This window comes from Sphingomonas sp. Leaf242 (assembly GCF_001422045.1).
Lineage (GTDB): Bacteria > Pseudomonadota > Alphaproteobacteria > Sphingomonadales > Sphingomonadaceae > Sphingomonas.
Genome location: NZ_LMLW01000007.1, coordinates 153,598 through 169,929 on the forward strand (window position 1 = coordinate 153,598; position 16,332 = coordinate 169,929).

The window sequence follows — 16,332 nt, forward strand, 5'->3', positions numbered from 1 at the left end:
ATGCTGCGGGCGCTGCGTGACGAAATCCCAGCGCAGGTGCGAGAAGCAGATCAGCGGCGGCGGGGCGGCATCGTCGGACTTCGAGGGCGTGAGAATAGGTCCGATACCGTGCACGCTCTTCCAATCCGCAAATCCGCGGTTATCCGCGTTGTCGATCGAACCTAAGCCCACACCTCAAACCTGACTATGTAAATGTCATTGCTTTGCATCATGTATTTGCTGGATAATTGCCCTCAAACGCACGATGCTATGCTGCCAAGTCCAACGTTCCAACACGGCCTGGCGGGGCCGATATTCTTCGTAGGTTTCGCGCATTGTAAGAATTGCATCGGCAAACCCGTTCGTCGAAGCCGTCATGCCGGTCTCGGGCAGGATGAACTGCAATCCGCAGCGTAATTCCGCATTGGCGAGCACCGGCAGGCCGGCGAGCATGTATTCGGTGAGAATCGCAGGCGCGCCGTCGTCGATGCCGCAGACGACGCCGAACCTGGCGCGGTTCATCAGGCGATTGACCTCTTCGATAGGCACGCCCGGCGGTCCGACGAACTCGATCGAAAGGTTCTGATCGCAGGCGCGGTGGCGGAATGCGTCGGCATCCTCGCCGTATCCGAACACGCACAGCGCGCGGACGTCGCGCGGAAGCTGCGCGAGCGCGTCGAACAGGATGTCGTGGCGCTTGTACGGTTGCGCGGCGGCGACGTAGATCAGGTCGACGTCCTTGGGCGTGCCGAGCGGACGGAACTGGTCGACCGCGGCGAATTCGGGACCGACCGGCAGGATCGCGATGCGCATGCCGGGGTGGCGCGCCTCGACCTCGTCCGACTGCCACTGCGCGCCGGTCAGGACGAGATCGAAATGCTCGCTGACTTGCCGAGGTACGCGCAGCGATGGCGCGTCGATCGAATTGTAGAGGATGATGCTGTTCGCGCAGAGTTCGAGCAGGTGGGGCGCGACGCCCAAGCCTAACACGACGAGGATGTGCGGCGCGCCGAACGCCTCAACGAACGCATGCATTTGCGACGAGGCAAAGGGGGCATGCTCGCCGTCGATCCGGAAAGCGCGGCGCGCCAGAACGGCATTGTCCCTGCGGAATGGAGGCTCGTCCTCGCCGCGCCAATGATGCCAGATTTCGGCCTGATCGACGATGCCGGCAGCGACCAAAGCAAGTGGTAGCCGCTCCAGATATCCGCCCATCACCTCCGCGGGGGCAAGATCGCCGGTCCATGGCTGACTGACCGGGGCGACTGCGTGTGCCGGCAGCTTGGAGGATGACGGGTGGTCGTGCTCGGGATGCGGGCCATCGACCCAATCGCTGATGACGACGACCGATCGCCGAGCCGTCAACGGTGCCGCCATCTGTAATTTCCCCCTCATCGACGTGGTGCCCAGTCCTATCGAGACTGGGCACCACCGAGTATTGCAAGACCGTCTGACAAGCGGCCGATCAGTCCTTGGCGCTGCCGGGTTCGGCCATCTTCCGATGCTGTTCGGCGAGCACCGAGCCCGGGATGACGTTGGCGAGCACGCCCTGTACCTTCGTCATAAAGCCCGAGAAGACCGACGCCTTCCCGCTCATCAGCGCATCCCAGCCGTCCTTGGCGACGTCGGCCGGATCGCGCTTGTTCGGATCGGCGCCGACCGACGTGTCGTTCATGTCCGCGCGATCGAAGAATTCGGTATCGACCGGCCCCGGCATCAGCGTGGTCAGCGTGACGCCGTCCGCATCCTTGATCTCGTTGCGCAGTGCCTCGGTGAAGCTGTCGATGAACGCCTTCGAGCCGTTGTAGACCGCCTGGAACGCGCCAGGGATGTAACCTGCCACCGACCCGGTCACGAGCACCTTGCCGTCATTACGCGCTACCATCGCCGGCATCACCTTCTGCAGAAGGTACAGCGTGCCGGTGATGTTGGTGTTGATCACGTTGCGCCAGTCGTCGACCTTCTGGTCGAGGAAGCCGTGGCCAAGCCCGTGGCCGGCATTGGCGCACAATATGTCAACTTTCCGCCCGTTGGTCGCGGCGAGCAGCGCATCGACGCCCTCGATCGTCGACAGGTCCGCCTCGACCGCTGCGACGTCGGTGCCGAACTGCTTGAAGTCGGCGGCGGCGGACTGGATCAGCGCTTCGTTGGCGACGACGAGGATGTCGTAGCCGTCCTTCGCCGCGAGCGTGGCGAGTTCGAAACCGATGCCCGTCGAGGCACCGGTTATGATCGCGAATTTATCGGCCATGTCATGTTCCTTGTTCACCCCCCCCTGGAAGGGAGGGGCAGGGGTGGGTCGGTTCGGGGCGGGGGGCTGCGGTTTACTTACGAGCCAACCCACCCCCAGCCCCTCCCTTTCAGGGAGGGGAGCAAAGTCAGTTGAAGCCGGGCTTGAGCACGACCTTGGTCACTTCGTTCTGGTTGTTCTTGAACATGTCGTAGCCCTTTGGCGCGTCCTCCAGGTCCATCCGGTGCGAGATCAGGAAGGTCGTGTCGATCTTGCCTTCCATGATCGCATTGAGAAGCGCGGGCATGTAATGCTGGACGTGCGTCTGACCGGTCTTGAGCGTCAGCCCCTTCTCCATCAGCGCACCGAGCGGGAACTTGTCGATGAACCCGCCATAGACCGCCGGCATCGATACCCGCCCGCCCTTGCGACAGGCGATGATCGCCTGGCGGATCGAATGTGCGCGGTCGGTGCCGAGGAAGGTCGACGCCTTGATCTGGTCGATCACGTTGTCGACGAAGAAGCCGTGTGCCTCCAGGCCGACGCTATCGATCACCGCATCGGGACCGATCCCGCCGGTCATCACCATCAGCGCTTCGTAGACCGCGCTTTCCTCGTAGTTGATCGTCTCGGCGCCGAACTTCTTTGCCAACTCAAGGCGGTGTGGGAAATGATCGATCGCGATGACGCGTTCGGCGCCCATCAGGAATGCCGACTGCACCGCGAACAGCCCGACCGGACCGCAACCCCAGACCGCGACGGTGTCGCCCGGTTCGATCTGCGCATTCTCCGCTGCCATCCAGCCGGTCGGCAAGATGTCGGAGAGGAACAGCACCTTCTCGTCCTCGACACCGTCGGGGATCACGATCGGCCCGACGTCGCTGAACGGTACGCGGACATATTCCGCCTGGCCGCCCGCATAACCGCCGGTCATGTGGCTATAGCCGAACAGGCCGGCCATCGGCTGACCGTAGAGTTCCTGCGCGATATCCTGGTTATCGGCGGGGAGACCGTTGTCGCAGGCCGAATATTGATGCTTGCCGCAGTGATAGCAGCTGCCGCACGCGATCGTGAACGGGACGACGACCTTCTGGCCTTTCTTCAGCGTCGACTTCGCGCCGACCTCGACGACTTCGCCCATGAATTCGTGACCGAGAATGTCGCCTGCCTGCATCGTCGGGATGTAACCATCGTACAGATGCAGGTCGGAGCCGCAGATCGCGGTCGCGGTGACCTTGATGATGCAGTCGCGCGGATTGACGATCTCGGGGTCGTCGACGGTATCGACGCGGACGTCGTGCTTACCGTGCCATGCCAAAGCGCGCATCAGGCCATCTCCTCTTCGCGTTGCTTGCGGGTCATCGCGGCGGTCGCGATCTCGCCGGTTTCCATCAATTGTTTGAAGCGCCTCAGGTCGCGGCGTGCCTGGATGGCGGGTTCGCGCTGGAACATCTTGGCGATCAGCTTGCCGATCACGCCGCCCGGCGGATCATAGGCGATGGTCGCCGTGACGACCGTGCCGCGCGGGCCGGCATCGCGGAACTCGACCCGGCCGCTGTTCGCGACATCGGCGCCGGGCTCGGACGTCCAGGCGATGACGCTGTCCTGCGTCTCCTCAGTCACGACCGCATCCCATTCGACGGTCTTGCCGGCCGGCGCCTTCACCACCCAGTGCGACCGCGTGTCGCTCAGAATATCGATCCGTTCGACGTTCTCCATGAACGTCGGCAGGTTGGCGAAGTCGCGGAAATACGCGAAGACTTCGCCAACCGGCCGGTTGATCGTCACGGCACGCGCGACGATCGAGCCACCCTTTTCGTCGGGAATGCCGGACTCCGCGAGGGCATCGCCCTTTTTCCACGTACTCGGTGGAGCGTCGGTATGAACGGTTCTGTCGTCCGTCATGTCGGTTCATCCTGTCCTTGATATGGCGCGTGAGGGTGGCTCGTGTGCGCCGATTACATCGCCTTCAGCATCATGATGTGATGCTCGACGACCGGTACGATCGCTGCGGCCGTGGTCTTCAGCGCAGGCGCGGTGCCCTCCGTCGCGTACGCCTTCTGCACGGCCAGCGCCTGGCCATGCGCCGCCTTCTGCTGCGCGACATAGGCCGCGTCGCGCGCGGTGCCCTTCTCGGCACGGAGTTCGGTGACGAGTTCCTGCTGGAGCGGGGTGAGCTTGGGCGGCGCGACCTTGACGCGCGACTTCATTGCAGCGGCCTTCACGTCGGCGGTGCTCTTGGTGTGTTGCGTCACCATCGTCTGCGCAAAGTCGCGCAACGCCGGGTTCTGCGTCGTCTCGAGCACGACCTTGCTCGACGTGATCTCGTACAGATCGCTTGCGCCCGCCGTCATGACGTATTCGCTCGGGGTCATGACCTGCGCCATCGCGGGAGTCGCCAGAATTGCTGCGCCGAACGCGGCGGACATCATCAGAGTCTTCATGGTAATCTTCCTCTTTCGTGATCGGTTAGTTGCGGATGCCGAATGCTGCCTTGAGGCGGCCGATGGCGTATTGGTTGGTGTCGTAGGCACCGCGGACGACCGCCCCCATGCCGAACATCTCATGCGTGACGCCGGGGAAGGTGCGCTGTTCGACTTTGTCGCCCGCCGACTTCATCGCCGCCGCCAAAGTCTCGCCGTCCGAGCGCAGCGGATCGATCTGCGCGTTTACGATCGTGGTCGGAGGCAGGCCGCGCAGGTTCGCGCCGACAAGGTTCAGACGCGGGTCCTGCATGTCCGCCATCGACGACGTGTAGTAATTGCCGAACCACTTGAGCATCGCGGTGTTGAGCGGTTTGGCGTTTGCGGAATCCTTGCGCGACGGCAGGTCCATGCTGCTGTTCGCGATCGGATAAACCGACAGAATATGCACCGGCTTGGTCAAATTGTTATCGCGCGCATAGATCGCCGTAGCGACCGCGAGATTGCCGCCCGCGCTTTCGCCGGCGAGCGCGATCTTGCTGGTATCGCCACCCCAGGACTGCGCGTTCTGCAGGACCCAGCGATACGCGGCGAAGGCGTCGTCATGCTGTGCCGGGAACTTGAATTCCGGGGCATGGCGGTATTCGACTGACACGACGATCGCATTCAACTGCTTGGCGAGCAGGCGCGGCGCGGCGTCGTACGTGTTGACGTCGGCGATCACCCAGCCGCCACCGTGATAATAGACGACGACCGGCATCGGCGCGCCGGTCGCGGCAGCGGGTTTGTAGATGCGCGCGAACTGCATCGGATCGCTGCCATAGGGCAGGTCCTGCGTCGTGACCGCCGGATCGGGCGCGGTCGAGAGGCCCTTCTGGCGCATCACCGCATGCGCCGCATCGGCGGCCGATGGCTGGATCCGTGCCTTGACCGGAGTCAGCGTCTCGATCGGTTTGGCACCGAGCATCGGCAACTGATCGAGGACCGCTTGCATATCCGACGCCGCCACTGGTGGTTGCGTCGCGATGCGGGGCGGAGTGGGCGGCGGCGGTGCGTTGGTGGACGTGGTGGATTGCGCGATCGCCGCACCGGATGTCCCGATCAGCGCGGCCGCAACCAGAAGCTTCAACGTCATGATTATTTACCCTGTTTATGGTTGAAACCTCAACAGGAGCCTCGGCGGATCGTTCCGCGAATAAGGCCTTAGATTCATCCAACTTAATCGAAGTCAAACAACTAGTTGGCGGCGGCCTGCAACTTTGCCGTGGAGAGCCTTTAAGAGAAGGACGCGACCGCCGGTCGCTGCTACGGCGATGGGCTGCGCGATCATGTTGGCGCTAGGGCGGCGAGATGCTCAGGAGTTCGGACGAGTGAAACGAAAAAGGCGGCATCTGGCTTCACTCCCGGTCCTGCTGGCCTGTCTGGGCGGCTGCACGGCGCTGTCGCACGGGTTCCTCAATCCGCAGGGGCCGGTGGCCGGGCATGAGCGCGACCTGTTCTTCACCGTGTCGATCGTGCTGCTGTTCGTCGCCGGACCGGTGCTGCTGCTGACGCCGCTGTTCGCGTGGCATTACCGGCTGTCCAACCGTAGCGACGCGTACCGGCCGAAGTGGAATTTCTCATGGTGGGTGGAAGGCTTGATCTGGATTCCGCCCGCCGGGATCGTCATCGGACTCGCCGTACTGCTGTGGCACTGGACGCAGATCGACGATCCGTATCGGCGGTTGCCGGGCGTGGCGCCGGTCGAGGTGCAGGCGATCGCGCTCGATTGGAAATGGGTGTTCGTCTATCCCGACCTCGGCGTCGCGTCGGTCGATCGGCTCACCATTCCCGCCGGGCGTCCGGTGCACATCCGGCTGACCAGCGGCACGGTGATGCAGTCGATGTTGATCCCGCAGCTCGCCGGGCAGATCTATGCGATGGGCGGCATGACGACCGAGCTGAATATCCAGGCGCACCGGCCGGGACGGTTCCGCGGCGAGAACACGCAGTATAACGGTGCCGGCTTCCAGCAGCAGAAGTTCGAGGTCGTTGCGGTGTCGCCGGCGGAATACGATCGCTGGGCGGCGGCTGCACGAAGCGGCAAGCGCACGCTCGATGCGCAGACGTGGCGGCGGCTGTCCGCGCGGTCGATCATCACGCACCCCGTCGAGTTCGCGCATGTCACGCCGAACCTGTTCGACCACGTCGTCGCCGCGACCGGCGGCATGACCCATTCTTCTCCGCCCCGTTCCTCGCAGAAAGCCGTTCGATGACCGTTTCCGTTCCCCTCTGGCCCGCCGTGCTCGGCCGGTTCGGCTGGCAGGACCTGCCGTTCGTGCGCGCTTGGGAGAACCCGACGATCAGCGAGATCATCGGCGCGTTCGCGGGTGCGCTGGTGGTGGTCGGCGCGGTCGTCGTCGCCGCGCTGCTGACGCGCTATGGCAAGTGGCGCTATCTATGGACCGAGTGGCTCACCAGCCTCGATCACAAGAAGATCGGCATCATGTATATCGTCGTCGCGTTCGTGATGCTGTCGCGCGCGCTGGTCGAGGCGGTGCTGATGCGGATGCAGCAGGCGGTCGCGATCGAGAACCCAGGCTTCCTGACGCCCGATCATTTCGGCCAGCTATTCTCGACGCACGGCTCGATCATGATCTTCTTCATGGCGATGCCGTTCCTGACGGGGATGATCAATTACGTCCTGCCGCTCCAGATCGGCGCGCGCGACATGGCGTTTCCCTGGGCCAATTCGATCGCGCTGTGGCTGACGATCGGCGCCGCAGGGCTGATGATGGCGAGCCTCGTCGTCGGTGAGTTCTCGACCGGTGGTTGGAGCGGCTACCCGCCCTATACCGAGCGCGCGTTCAGCCCCGGCGTGGGTGTCGACTACTGGATCTGGGCGGTTACATTGGGGTCGATCGGCTCGACGATGGCGGGGATCAACATCGCCTGCACGGTCTACAAGCTGCGCGCGCCCGGCATGCGGTTCATGCGGATGCAGATGTTCGCATGGACCAGCCTGTGCACGTCGATCCTGATGATCTTCGCGATGCCGCCGCTGACCGTCGCCACGCTGCTGCTCGCGCTCGACCGCTATCTGGGGTTCCATTTCTTTACCAACGACCTTGGCGGCAACATGATGAACTATGCCAACATGTTCTGGCTGTTCGGTCATCCCGAGGTCTACATCCTGATCCTGCCCGCGTTCGGCGTGTATTCGGAAGTCGTGTCGACCTTCTCGACCAAGGATCTGTACGGCTACACCTCGCTGGTGATCGCGACGATGGCGATCGCGGTGCTGAGCTTCACCGTGTGGGTCCATCATTTCTTCACGATGGGGCAGTCGGCCAACGTCAACGCGGCTTTCGGGATCGCGACGATGACGATCGGCGTGCCGACCGGCGTGAAGATCTACGACTGGATCTGGACGATGTTTCGCGGCGAGGTGCGCTTTACCGTGCCGATGCTATACGCGCTCGCGTTCATGATGACGTTCGTGCTGGGCGGTTTCACCGGCATCATCCTGGCGATGCCGCCGCTCGATTACCTCGTCCACAACACGCTGTTTCTGGTCGCGCATTTCCACAACATGCTGATCCCGGGGCTGCTCTACGGGATGCTCGCGGGCTATCATTACTGGTTTCCGAAGGCGTTTGGGTTTCGCCTCGACGAGCGCTGGGGAAGGATCGCGTTCACCTGCTGGGTTGTCGGCTTCTACCTCGCCTTCTTCCCGCTGTACGTACTCGGCGCAAGCGGGATGGCGCGGCGGACGCAGGCGATCTTCGAACCGTCGTTCCGGCCGTGGCTGTACGTCGCCGGCGTCGGCGCGTTCGTCCTGCTGGCGGCACTGACGTCGCTCGGCATCCAGTTGTGGGTGAGCATCCGCAACCGTGCCGCGACGCAGGTCGAAGCGGGCGACCCGTGGGATGGCCGCGGGCTCGAATGGTCGGTCAGCGCACCGCCGCCCGAGTATAATTTCGCGGTGCTGCCGCTGATCGACGGGCGCAACCCGTTCTACGATCACAAGCATGACGAGGGCCAGCCCGATCCCTACGCCTCACCAGCGGCTTACGGGGACATCGTCGTGCAGAAGGGCAGTGCGACCAGCGTCGTGATCGGGCTCGCCGCCGCGGTCGCCGCGTTCGGCCTGATCTGGGAGATCTGGGGACTGACCATCGTCGCGCTCCAGGTGATCGTCGCGGCGGTCGTGCTGCGCAGCTTCGGTCGCGACCAGCATCGCACGATCCCCGCTGCGGAGATTGCGCGCGATCATGAAGCCTGGCTCACGCGCGTCCGGGCGACGCCCGCGATTCCGCGCCAGTTGGAGACCGCCGCCGTCAATCGTGGCCTCGCGGAGATCGTGGCGTGAGCGAACCCGAACTGGCGCATGCCGGCCTCAACCTCGGCGACACCGGCGCGCTGACGCAGGACCAGGCGGAGAACGCGATCTTCGGCTTCTGGATATTCCTGATGAGCGACGCGGTGATCTTCGCACTGCTGTTCGCAACCTACGGCACGATGATCGCCAGCACCGTCGGCGGCCCGACACCCGCATCCGAATTCAAGCTGCTGCCCGCGTTCGTCGAGACGCTGCTGTTGCTGACGAGCAGCGCGACGTTCGGCCGCGCGACGATCGCGATGAAGTACGACGAACCGCGCCGCGTGCTGTTCGGCTGGCTCGGTGCGACGCTGGGTCTCGGCCTCGTCTTCCTCGTGCTCGAGGCGAACGACTTCGCGACAATGTTCGCGCACGGCGCCTATCCGATGCGCAGTGGCTTCCTGTCGTCGTTCTTCGCGCTGGTCGGGCTGCACGGACTCCACGTCGCGGTCGCGTGCTTCTGGCTGGTCGTGATGATCGCCCAGGTCTGCGCCTATGGCTTGGATGCGCGGGTTAGGATCAACCTGTTGCGGCTGGGGCTGTTCTGGCACCTGCTCGACATCGTCTGGATCGCGATCTTCTCGGTCGTCTATCTGCAAGGGAACATCAGATGAGCGACCGGACCCGCGAGCTGCGCACCTATGCGGTCGGCTACGGCCTGTCGTTCGCGCTGACGGTGGCGGCCTTCGCGATGGTCCGTTGGCCGTCGTTCGGCGCACGCGCGATCTTCGGCACCGTGCTGGCGCTGGGGCTCGTCCAGATGGCGGTGCAGTTCCGCTGTTTCCTCCACATCAGCCTGAAGCGTTCCTCGCGGCACGACCTGCAACTGATCCTCTTCTCCGCGCTGATCATCGCACTGATGGTGTCGGGAACGCTGGTGATCCTGTTCAACCTGCGTGGGCGGATGATGGGGTAAGCGCATCACCGGCCCGACTGCATCACGATCACGCTATGTCATGAATGAATAGCGGAAGACCTTACCCCTCCGCGCCGAAGCGGCGGCAGTGTTCGAGATAGCCCACTTCATGTGCTCCGGCCATCGCGACGATGGCTTGCCATAGCCATGACGGCGCATCGAGTTTCTCATCGCGGGCGGTCAGCGTGTCGCGCCATGCCAGTCGGGCGTCGTCGCTGAGTTGTCGGGCGTGCGCCTGGCCCACGACGAACGACAGATAGGACGCGGCGGCGACCGCTTCCTTGCGACTGAATTGTTCGACCTCGATCTTGAGGTCCTGCGGCGCCAGTTCGCGCAGGAAGACAGGCTTGCCCATCAGGTGCGCCGCGACCATTCGCTGACCCAGGTTCGGCGACAGCGCGGTAGCCCCGGCGAGCACCCGCTCGCCCGCATCGCGCGGCATCGTCGTCTCGCTCGTTACCGGTACGACGGAGGCCACGGCCTCCTTGATATCGACCAGCGCCAGCCGTTCATCCTTTGCCTTGCCGTGCGAGATGCCGATCAGCACCGCGAAACGAAGGTGGCCGAGCGAACTGCACCCCTTCCGCCAATAGGCAGCGTCGACCACCCGAAGTTTCCCGTCGCCGGCAACACCGGCCAGCTCCATGCATCGCGCGCGAACCGAATCCTCGCCGAACAGCGCGACGATCTCGCTCTTCTCCGCGCGCGAAAGCTTCCAGAAGCGTTTGTTGTGCGGAATGTTAGGCTCGACGTCCTCGAGACGGTCCTTCGCGAGATGGCGCCACCGTCTACCGATCGCCTCGCGCCTTACCGATCGGACGACGTCGGGTTCGCGCGGATCGTCATCGACGGTCGGTGTCAGCGCCCGGCAATACCCGTCGACCATCGCCTCGATCATCCGTGCCGTCGTGACGCCCGGCAGATCCGAACTGCGTGCCGCCGTTTCGAGCGATAGGCCAAGGCGGATGAGGTCGTAGGCGGGATTGGCGATGACGGTCTGGTCCAGATCGCGTATCTGGATGTCGACGCGATGATCGGCATCGGCCACCGGCCCGAGATTGCCAAGATGACAGTCGCCGCAAATCCAGATCGCCGGACCTTCCGGAATGCCGGCATCGACGGGAGACTCCTCAAGCCATTGATAGAACTGTGCAGTGTTTCCGCGGACATAGGCGTGGACCGACCGCGCCATCTTGAGGGCGCGGGTTCGTTCGAGCACGGCCGAGCGTTCGTCGGGAGCCACGGCCATGAGTTCGCTTTCTAGAGAGTAAAGAGGGATCGGCGCCTGCCTCACCGGCGGTCATCGTGACTACGAAGACCGGGGTCAGGTAACCGCCGAATTGGCCGGGTGATGAGAGGTGACGGTCAGCCACCGTCCTGACTGGCCGTCGCCGATAGCAATTCATCGCCCGGCATCGCAACACCCATCTGCACCTTACAGATCGGCGCTCTTCACCTCGGCTATCTCCGTGTTCGAAAGGCCTGGGGTTTCCTCCCGCAGAAACCGTAAAAGTTCGCTGATTTCCTCGGGGCCGAACTTGAGGTCGATGTCATCCATCTGGATGATGACCGATTTTTGCTCGTCCGCGGAAAGATCGGCGACGATATCCACGCACTTTTCCAGCGTTCCTTGTCCCACCGCTTCTGACGTCGCATCGCCGGACGGTTCCGCCGCATAGATCGTAGCCGGTTCGCTCAAAGGGTAGGTCGTCATCGTCGTCGCTTCCATCGTCTGCGTGGATCGGGTAGTAGCCCGCCGGATTGGTGCCAGCGGGCGATCATCTCATTCGTCTTCGGCGTCGATGTTGACGGTCGTCTCGGCGAGCTTCGTCATGTATTCGTCGCCACCGTAGATGTCCTTGGTGGCCGCGCTGAGCTTCTTGTGGTCGTCCTTGAGCCCCAGCGCCTTGGCGTACGCCGTCGCCGTGCCGAACCCCGCGATCCCGTAATGAGTCATCCGCTGATACTGCGCGATGATCATCACATCGAGCAGCGGACCCTTTTCGGGACCTTCTTCGAGCACATGCTTGGTGGCTTCGGCGACGAGGCCTTCCATGCCCTTGCAATGCTCCTTCGAGACCTTCTCGTCGTTCGACGCGATCAGGTCCTTGAGCAGGTCGGTATGCGTCTCGATATCCGCCTGCGACTTGGTCAGCATGTCTTTCAGCGATGCGTCGCTCGCCTTCGACGTGATCTTCTTCAAGACCTTCTTCATCTGGTCGTTCGCGGACCACAGATCCTTCAGCTCGTCGGTGTAGATTTCCTGGAGATCTTCGGGTGCAGACATGGGATCATCCTCGTGATTCCACCGAGCGGGATGCGCGGCGGCTGGTTTTGAATTGCGGGAAATGCAGACTTGGGCGCGGCGACCTCAGCCGGCGCCGGGCTGCTTCTGCTCGTCCTCATAGTCGGCATCGGTACCGATCTTGCCGCTGGCCTCGGCTTCGGCGATGCCCGACGTCTCGACGACCTCGATCGTGCGACCTTCGGCCGCGATCGCATGCGGCTCGCGGTCCGCATCAGGGTCGGCGGCAATCGTCGTGCCGTCACCGCCGCCCGAGCCTGCGACTCCGTTTCCGGCATTGCCGCCGTCTTCGCCTGCCTGGCCACCGCCGTGATAGGCGATGTCGGTTTGCCCGCCATGCGCCATGAAACCGGTGTTCGTATCGGTCTTGCCGGCATGCGGGTTGGGATAGGACCCGCCGCCGCTTTCGCCGCCCTCGCTGCGGCCGTGGACGTCATCGTTGCCGCGCGGCGAGTCCGAGACGCCGTCGGGTGCGCCCTTGCTAACAGGGTTGCCGGGCACGGGGGTCTGAACCTTGTCACTCATCGGTACGTCCTTCTGAATGTAGCGGGTCAAAACAATGGAGCCGGTCCACTCGACGGGAGCGGACCGGCTCGGGACGGAGTTAGGGCCGGAGCACGACCTTGATGACGCCGTCCTGCTTGTCGCGGAACTTCTGGTACATCTCCGGCGCATCCTCGAGGCTGGCCGGGTGCGTCACGACGAAGCTCGGGTCGATATCGCCTGCTTCGATCCGCGCGAGCAGCGGCTTGGTATAGGCTTGAACGTGAGTCTGACCGGTCTTGATCGTCAGACCCTTGTTCATCATCGCGCCGATCGGGATCTTGTCGCCCATCCCGACATAGACGCCGGGGATCGACACCGTGCCGCCCATCCGGCAGCTCATGATCGCCTCGCGCAGCACGTGCACGCGGTCGGTCGCGAGGAACGTCGCCGCCTTCACCTTGTCGATCACCGCATCCATCGCGCCATGACCCGAAGCCTCTGCGCCGACCGCGTCGATGCAGCTATCAGGGCCACGGCCCTTGGTGCGGAACTGGAGTTCGTCATAGACGCTGTCGACCTCGGCGAAGTTGATCGTCTCAGCCCCGCCGGCCTCGGCCATCGCGAGACGCTCGGGCACCTCGTCGATAGCGATCACGCGGCCCGCGCCCAGCATCAGCGCCGAACGGATCGCGAACTGGCCGACCGGGCCGCAGCCCCAGATCGCCACGGTATCGCCCGGCTCGATCTGCGCATTCTCGGCGGCCATGTAGCCGGTCGGGAAGATGTCGGATAGGAACAGCGCCTGCTCGTCGGTGACGCTGTCGGGCACCTTGATCGGGCCGATATCCGCCATCGGCACGCGCAGATACTCGGCCTGGCCACCGCAATAGCCGCCCAGCATGTGGCTGAACCCGAACAGTCCGGCAGGCGAATGACCCATCGCCTTGATCGCCATCTCGGCGTTCGGGTTGGTCCGCTCGCACGCCGAGAACAGCCCCTTGCGACAGAAGAAGCAATCGCCGCAACTGATCGTGAACGGCACGACGACGCGGTCGCCGATCTTCAGATTGGTGACTTCCGAGCCGATCGCGACGACGACGCCCATGTTCTCGTGGCCGAGAATGTCGCCTGCCTGCATCGTAGGCTGGTATCCGTCGAGCAGATGAAGATCGGACCCGCAGATCGCGCAGGCCGAGACCTTGATGATCGCATCGCGCGGATGCTTGATCTCGGGATCTGCAACAGTATCGACGCGTACGTCGCCTTTTCCATGCCAAACCAGTGCGCGCATCAGAAAGTCTCCGTGATAGAATTGTAGCCTAGTGCTCACGCACGACACGACATCGCATCAGACATGAATCGGCAATGGCGCAAACGCCGCCTGATCATCATCAACACTATGCACTGTCGCCACGATGTCTCGGCCGCGACGTTTCCGCGTCGTTGCCGTCAGCGTGAGCGTATCCTGGGGCGTATAGCGATCAACGTGGCGTCATCGTTCCTGCTTCACGCCAATATCCGCCATTTATATTTCATATTGATTGGTATCAGTATTGGTTCGCCTAAATCAAATTGTGCTGATAAGGCGAAAATCTCATACATCGTAATGACTTGGCAAGATTGATTGTTACGCGATGTCGTTGCGGCTGCGACATGGATGCTTTGGATCATCATCCTGATCGGAGATCGCATCGCCAAGTTTGCCCAAGCGTGGGTCAATTCGGAGCGTGAGCCGTTAGGACGCTATCGCACTCTGCCGAAGCCGTTGACCGCCACGCCTGCAATCGGGCTGCGGCGTTCCGGCTGGCGGGTGCACGAACCAGATTTGGGATGACCTATGCAGATCAAAGCCATTCTCTTCGATATCGACGGTACGCTGGTCGACACCAACGACATGCACGTCCTCGCCTGGGAGGAGGCATTCGCGACCGTCGACGCTTCGTTCGACTGCCAGGTGATCCACGACCAGATCGGGAAGGGGACGGACATGCTCGTGCCGACGCTGTTGCCTGATGCGGACGAGGAGCAGCAGGAAAAGCTCGGCGACACGCACGGTGCGATCTTCAAGGCGAAATACCTGGAGACCGCCAAGCCGTTCGCGCACGCGCACGACCTGCTGGTACACGCGCATGGCCTGGGGCAACGCGTCGTCCTGGCCTCGTCGGCCTCCGAGGCAGAACTCGACCATTACATAGACCTGCTCGGCGCACGCGACCTGATCGCCGCGACGACGAGCAGTGACGATGTCGAGAAGACCAAGCCCGCGCCCGACATCTTCGCAACCGCTCTGAATAAGCTGCCGGGGATCGATCCCACCAAGGTGATCGTCGTCGGCGACACGCCCTATGACATTGAGGCGGCGGCCAAGTGCGGGATCGCCGCGGTCGCGGTCCGTTCGGGCAAGTTCAAGGACGAGCAACTGCACGCAGCAGGCGCGATCGCGATCTACGACGACGTTGCGGCCTTGCTCGCCGGCTATGCAACCTCGCCGCTGGGACGCTGATCGACATGGGCCTTACACTTAAACCCCTCCGCGACCAGATCATCGTCGTCACAGGCGCAACCAGCGGCAACGGACTCGCGATCGTTGAGGAAGCCGTGCGCCGCGGTGCCGCGGTCGTCGCGACTGCGCGTAACAAGGCGGCACTGGAGGCACTCCGCGATCGCCTGTCGGCGAAAGGCGAACGTATCGCGATCTGCGTCGCGGACGTCAGCGACATGGCGGCGGTCGAGCGGGTTGCCGCTGTCGCGGTCGAGGCGTTCGGCGGGTTCGACAGCTGGGTCAACAACGCCGGTACAGGCACCTATGGCACACTGGAACAAGTGCCCGTTGCCGATCACCGCCGCGTGTTCGACGTCAATTATTTCGGCGTGCTGCATGGATCGCTGGTCGCCGCGCGGCATCTGCGCGGCCGCGGCGGGGCGATCATCAATGTGGGTTCGATCCTCAGCGACCGAGCGATCGTCGAGCAGGGGCCGTATTGCGCGACCAAGCATGCGGTGCAGGCGCTGACCGATACGTTGCGGATGGAACTGGAGCAGGAGGGGGCCGACATCTCGGTCACGCTGATCAAGCCGGGCGCGATCGACACGCCGTTCCCCGAGCATGCGCGCAACTTCATGGACCAGCCGCCGCGCCTGCCGCCGCCGCTCTATGCGCCTTCGGTCGTCGCCGACGCGGTGCTGTTCGCGTGCGAGACGCCGCGGCGGACGCTGTATGCCGGGGGCGGCGGCTTGCTGTCCTCGCTGCTTTCGCGCGCGGCGCCAAGATTGAGCGACAAGATCATGGAGTTGGTCGGCACCGTCGCGCAGCAGAAGCCCGAAGATCCCGGCGACCCCGCGCGGCGCGACAACCTCTACGCCCCGCGCGTCGATGCATTGCGCGGCAGCCAGGACGTCCACGCACGCAAATCGAGCACGGTATTGCAGGCACAGAAACTTCACCCCGCCATTCTGTTGCTCGGTGTCGTCGGAGCCGGGATCGCGGTTGCATTGAGCCGGCCGAAGGATACCAGCCGGTAACGCCAGATATCGAATGCACGGGGGCCGCGCGACTTCGATGCCGTGCTCGTCCTCACCGGCGGCAACGCGCTCGGTCTTCGAAGCGCATTTACGAAGCGTTGCACGAGCACG

18 protein-coding genes are annotated in these 16,332 nt (G+C 63.5%); 7 read left to right on the top strand and 11 right to left on the bottom strand.

What is annotated here, in order from left to right; translation table 11 throughout:
* Positions 1-195: 195 nt before the first annotated feature.
* The 6 genes from ASF09_RS05205 to ASF09_RS05230 all read right to left on the bottom strand — a co-directional run bounded on the left by ASF09_RS05205 (position 196) and on the right by ASF09_RS05230 (position 5,767).
* A complete protein-coding gene (locus ASF09_RS05205) occupies positions 196-1,356 on the bottom strand; it encodes a glycosyltransferase family 4 protein (protein WP_235529644.1) in 1,161 nt (386 codons plus the stop codon).
* A gap of 88 nt (positions 1,357-1,444) precedes the next feature.
* Positions 1,445-2,230 (bottom strand): SDR family NAD(P)-dependent oxidoreductase, encoded by a 786-nt coding sequence (locus ASF09_RS05210; protein WP_060525240.1) that lies wholly within the window; start codon positions 2,228-2,230, stop codon positions 1,445-1,447.
* A 127-nt stretch (positions 2,231-2,357) separates the two neighbouring features.
* The gene (locus tag ASF09_RS05215) at positions 2,358-3,536 is read right to left on the bottom strand and encodes a zinc-dependent alcohol dehydrogenase (protein ID WP_060525241.1); all 1,179 of its coding nucleotides are present in this window, start codon (positions 3,534-3,536) and stop codon (positions 2,358-2,360) included.
* Positions 3,536-4,114, bottom strand: coding sequence for an SRPBCC family protein (locus tag ASF09_RS05220; protein ID WP_060525242.1), 579 nt, complete (start codon positions 4,112-4,114; stop codon positions 3,536-3,538). The genes ASF09_RS05215 and ASF09_RS05220 overlap by 1 nt, the downstream gene beginning before the upstream one ends.
* A 53-nt stretch (positions 4,115-4,167) precedes the next feature.
* Positions 4,168-4,653 (bottom strand): DUF4142 domain-containing protein, encoded by a 486-nt coding sequence (locus ASF09_RS05225; protein ID WP_082444097.1) that lies wholly within the window; start codon positions 4,651-4,653, stop codon positions 4,168-4,170.
* Positions 4,654-4,678: 25 nt separating this feature from the next.
* The gene (locus ASF09_RS05230) at positions 4,679-5,767 is read right to left on the bottom strand and encodes an alpha/beta hydrolase (RefSeq protein ID WP_060525243.1); all 1,089 of its coding nucleotides are present in this window, start codon (positions 5,765-5,767) and stop codon (positions 4,679-4,681) included.
* A 235-nt stretch (positions 5,768-6,002) separates the two neighbouring features.
* Between ASF09_RS05230 and ASF09_RS05235 the strand changes: the two genes are divergently transcribed.
* Genes ASF09_RS05235 through ASF09_RS05250 form a run of 4 tightly spaced genes read left to right on the top strand, consistent with a single transcriptional unit; the run spans position 6,003 to position 9,908 of the window.
* Positions 6,003-6,887: a ubiquinol oxidase subunit II gene (locus tag ASF09_RS05235; protein WP_060525244.1), complete on the top strand. Its 885-nt coding sequence runs from the start codon at positions 6,003-6,005 to the stop codon at positions 6,885-6,887.
* Entirely contained in the window at positions 6,884-8,983 is a 2,100-nt protein-coding gene (locus tag ASF09_RS05240; protein ID WP_082444098.1) for a cbb3-type cytochrome c oxidase subunit I, read from the top strand. The genes ASF09_RS05235 and ASF09_RS05240 overlap by 4 nt, the downstream gene beginning before the upstream one ends.
* Positions 8,980-9,606 (top strand): cytochrome c oxidase subunit 3, encoded by a 627-nt coding sequence (locus ASF09_RS05245; RefSeq protein ID WP_060525245.1) that lies wholly within the window; start codon positions 8,980-8,982, stop codon positions 9,604-9,606. Before ASF09_RS05240 ends, ASF09_RS05245 begins: the two co-directional genes overlap by 4 nt.
* Entirely contained in the window at positions 9,603-9,908 is a 306-nt protein-coding gene (locus tag ASF09_RS05250; protein WP_060525246.1) for a cytochrome o ubiquinol oxidase subunit IV, read from the top strand. Before ASF09_RS05245 ends, ASF09_RS05250 begins: the two co-directional genes overlap by 4 nt.
* Before the next feature lie 61 nt (positions 9,909-9,969).
* On the opposite strand, the gene ASF09_RS05255 is transcribed toward ASF09_RS05250, so the two are convergent.
* The 5 genes from ASF09_RS05255 to ASF09_RS05275 form a co-directional block, all read right to left on the bottom strand.
* On the bottom strand, positions 9,970-11,157 hold the full coding sequence (locus ASF09_RS05255; RefSeq protein WP_060525247.1) for a DUF2252 family protein: 1,188 nt from the start codon (positions 11,155-11,157) through the stop codon (positions 9,970-9,972).
* A 186-nt stretch (positions 11,158-11,343) separates the two neighbouring features.
* Positions 11,344-11,637, bottom strand: a complete 294-nt coding sequence (locus ASF09_RS05260; RefSeq protein WP_060525248.1) for a hypothetical protein — start codon at positions 11,635-11,637, stop codon at positions 11,344-11,346.
* A 54-nt stretch (positions 11,638-11,691) separates the two neighbouring features.
* Complete coding sequence (locus ASF09_RS05265) at positions 11,692-12,195, bottom strand: ferritin-like domain-containing protein (RefSeq protein ID WP_060525249.1); 504 nt, start codon at positions 12,193-12,195, stop codon at positions 11,692-11,694.
* A gap of 84 nt (positions 12,196-12,279) precedes the next feature.
* Entirely contained in the window at positions 12,280-12,738 is a 459-nt protein-coding gene (locus ASF09_RS20655) for a hypothetical protein (protein ID WP_200912526.1), read from the bottom strand.
* 79 nt (positions 12,739-12,817) lie between these two features.
* Positions 12,818-13,990: a zinc-dependent alcohol dehydrogenase gene (locus ASF09_RS05275; RefSeq protein ID WP_060525250.1), complete on the bottom strand. Its 1,173-nt coding sequence runs from the start codon at positions 13,988-13,990 to the stop codon at positions 12,818-12,820.
* A gap of 63 nt (positions 13,991-14,053) precedes the next feature.
* Between ASF09_RS05275 and ASF09_RS20195 the strand changes: the two genes are divergently transcribed.
* The 3 genes from ASF09_RS20195 to ASF09_RS05285 all read left to right on the top strand — a co-directional run bounded on the left by ASF09_RS20195 (position 14,054) and on the right by ASF09_RS05285 (position 16,221).
* Positions 14,054-14,323 carry a hypothetical protein gene (locus ASF09_RS20195; RefSeq protein ID WP_156359228.1) on the top strand — a complete coding sequence of 90 codons (270 nt, stop codon included), beginning with the start codon at positions 14,054-14,056 and terminating at the stop codon, positions 14,321-14,323.
* Positions 14,324-14,536: 213 nt separating this feature from the next.
* Entirely contained in the window at positions 14,537-15,202 is a 666-nt protein-coding gene (locus ASF09_RS05280) for an HAD family hydrolase (protein WP_060525251.1), read from the top strand.
* 5 nt (positions 15,203-15,207) lie between these two features.
* Positions 15,208-16,221, top strand: a complete 1,014-nt coding sequence (locus ASF09_RS05285) for an SDR family oxidoreductase (RefSeq protein WP_060525252.1) — start codon at positions 15,208-15,210, stop codon at positions 16,219-16,221.
* The last annotated feature ends 111 nt before the right edge of the window (positions 16,222-16,332 follow it).

Excerpts from the sequence above, each read along its gene's own strand:
- ASF09_RS20655 (WP_200912526.1), bottom strand. The coding sequence starts at position 12,738 with ATGAGTGACAAGGTTCAGACCCCCGTGCCCGGCAACCCTGTTAGCAAG.
- ASF09_RS05250 (WP_060525246.1), top strand. The coding sequence starts at position 9,603 with ATGAGCGACCGGACCCGCGAGCTGCGCACCTATGCGGTCGGCTACGGC.
- ASF09_RS05240 (WP_082444098.1), top strand. The coding sequence starts at position 6,884 with ATGACCGTTTCCGTTCCCCTCTGGCCCGCCGTGCTCGGCCGGTTCGGC.
- ASF09_RS05280 (WP_060525251.1), top strand. The coding sequence starts at position 14,537 with ATGCAGATCAAAGCCATTCTCTTCGATATCGACGGTACGCTGGTCGAC.
- ASF09_RS05225 (WP_082444097.1), bottom strand. The coding sequence starts at position 4,653 with ATGAAGACTCTGATGATGTCCGCCGCGTTCGGCGCAGCAATTCTGGCG.
- ASF09_RS20195 (WP_156359228.1), top strand. The coding sequence starts at position 14,054 with ATGAATCGGCAATGGCGCAAACGCCGCCTGATCATCATCAACACTATG.
- ASF09_RS05275 (WP_060525250.1), bottom strand. The coding sequence starts at position 13,990 with ATGCGCGCACTGGTTTGGCATGGAAAAGGCGACGTACGCGTCGATACT.
- ASF09_RS05210 (WP_060525240.1), bottom strand. The coding sequence starts at position 2,230 with ATGGCCGATAAATTCGCGATCATAACCGGTGCCTCGACGGGCATCGGT.
- ASF09_RS05230 (WP_060525243.1), bottom strand. The coding sequence starts at position 5,767 with ATGACGTTGAAGCTTCTGGTTGCGGCCGCGCTGATCGGGACATCCGGT.
- ASF09_RS05205 (WP_235529644.1), bottom strand. The coding sequence starts at position 1,356 with ATGGCGGCACCGTTGACGGCTCGGCGATCGGTCGTCGTCATCAGCGAT.
- ASF09_RS05265 (WP_060525249.1), bottom strand. The coding sequence starts at position 12,195 with ATGTCTGCACCCGAAGATCTCCAGGAAATCTACACCGACGAGCTGAAG.
- ASF09_RS05255 (WP_060525247.1), bottom strand. The coding sequence starts at position 11,157 with ATGGCCGTGGCTCCCGACGAACGCTCGGCCGTGCTCGAACGAACCCGC.
- ASF09_RS05285 (WP_060525252.1), top strand. The coding sequence starts at position 15,208 with ATGGGCCTTACACTTAAACCCCTCCGCGACCAGATCATCGTCGTCACA.
- ASF09_RS05260 (WP_060525248.1), bottom strand. The coding sequence starts at position 11,637 with ATGGAAGCGACGACGATGACGACCTACCCTTTGAGCGAACCGGCTACG.
- ASF09_RS05220 (WP_060525242.1), bottom strand. The coding sequence starts at position 4,114 with ATGACGGACGACAGAACCGTTCATACCGACGCTCCACCGAGTACGTGG.
- ASF09_RS05215 (WP_060525241.1), bottom strand. The coding sequence starts at position 3,536 with ATGCGCGCTTTGGCATGGCACGGTAAGCACGACGTCCGCGTCGATACC.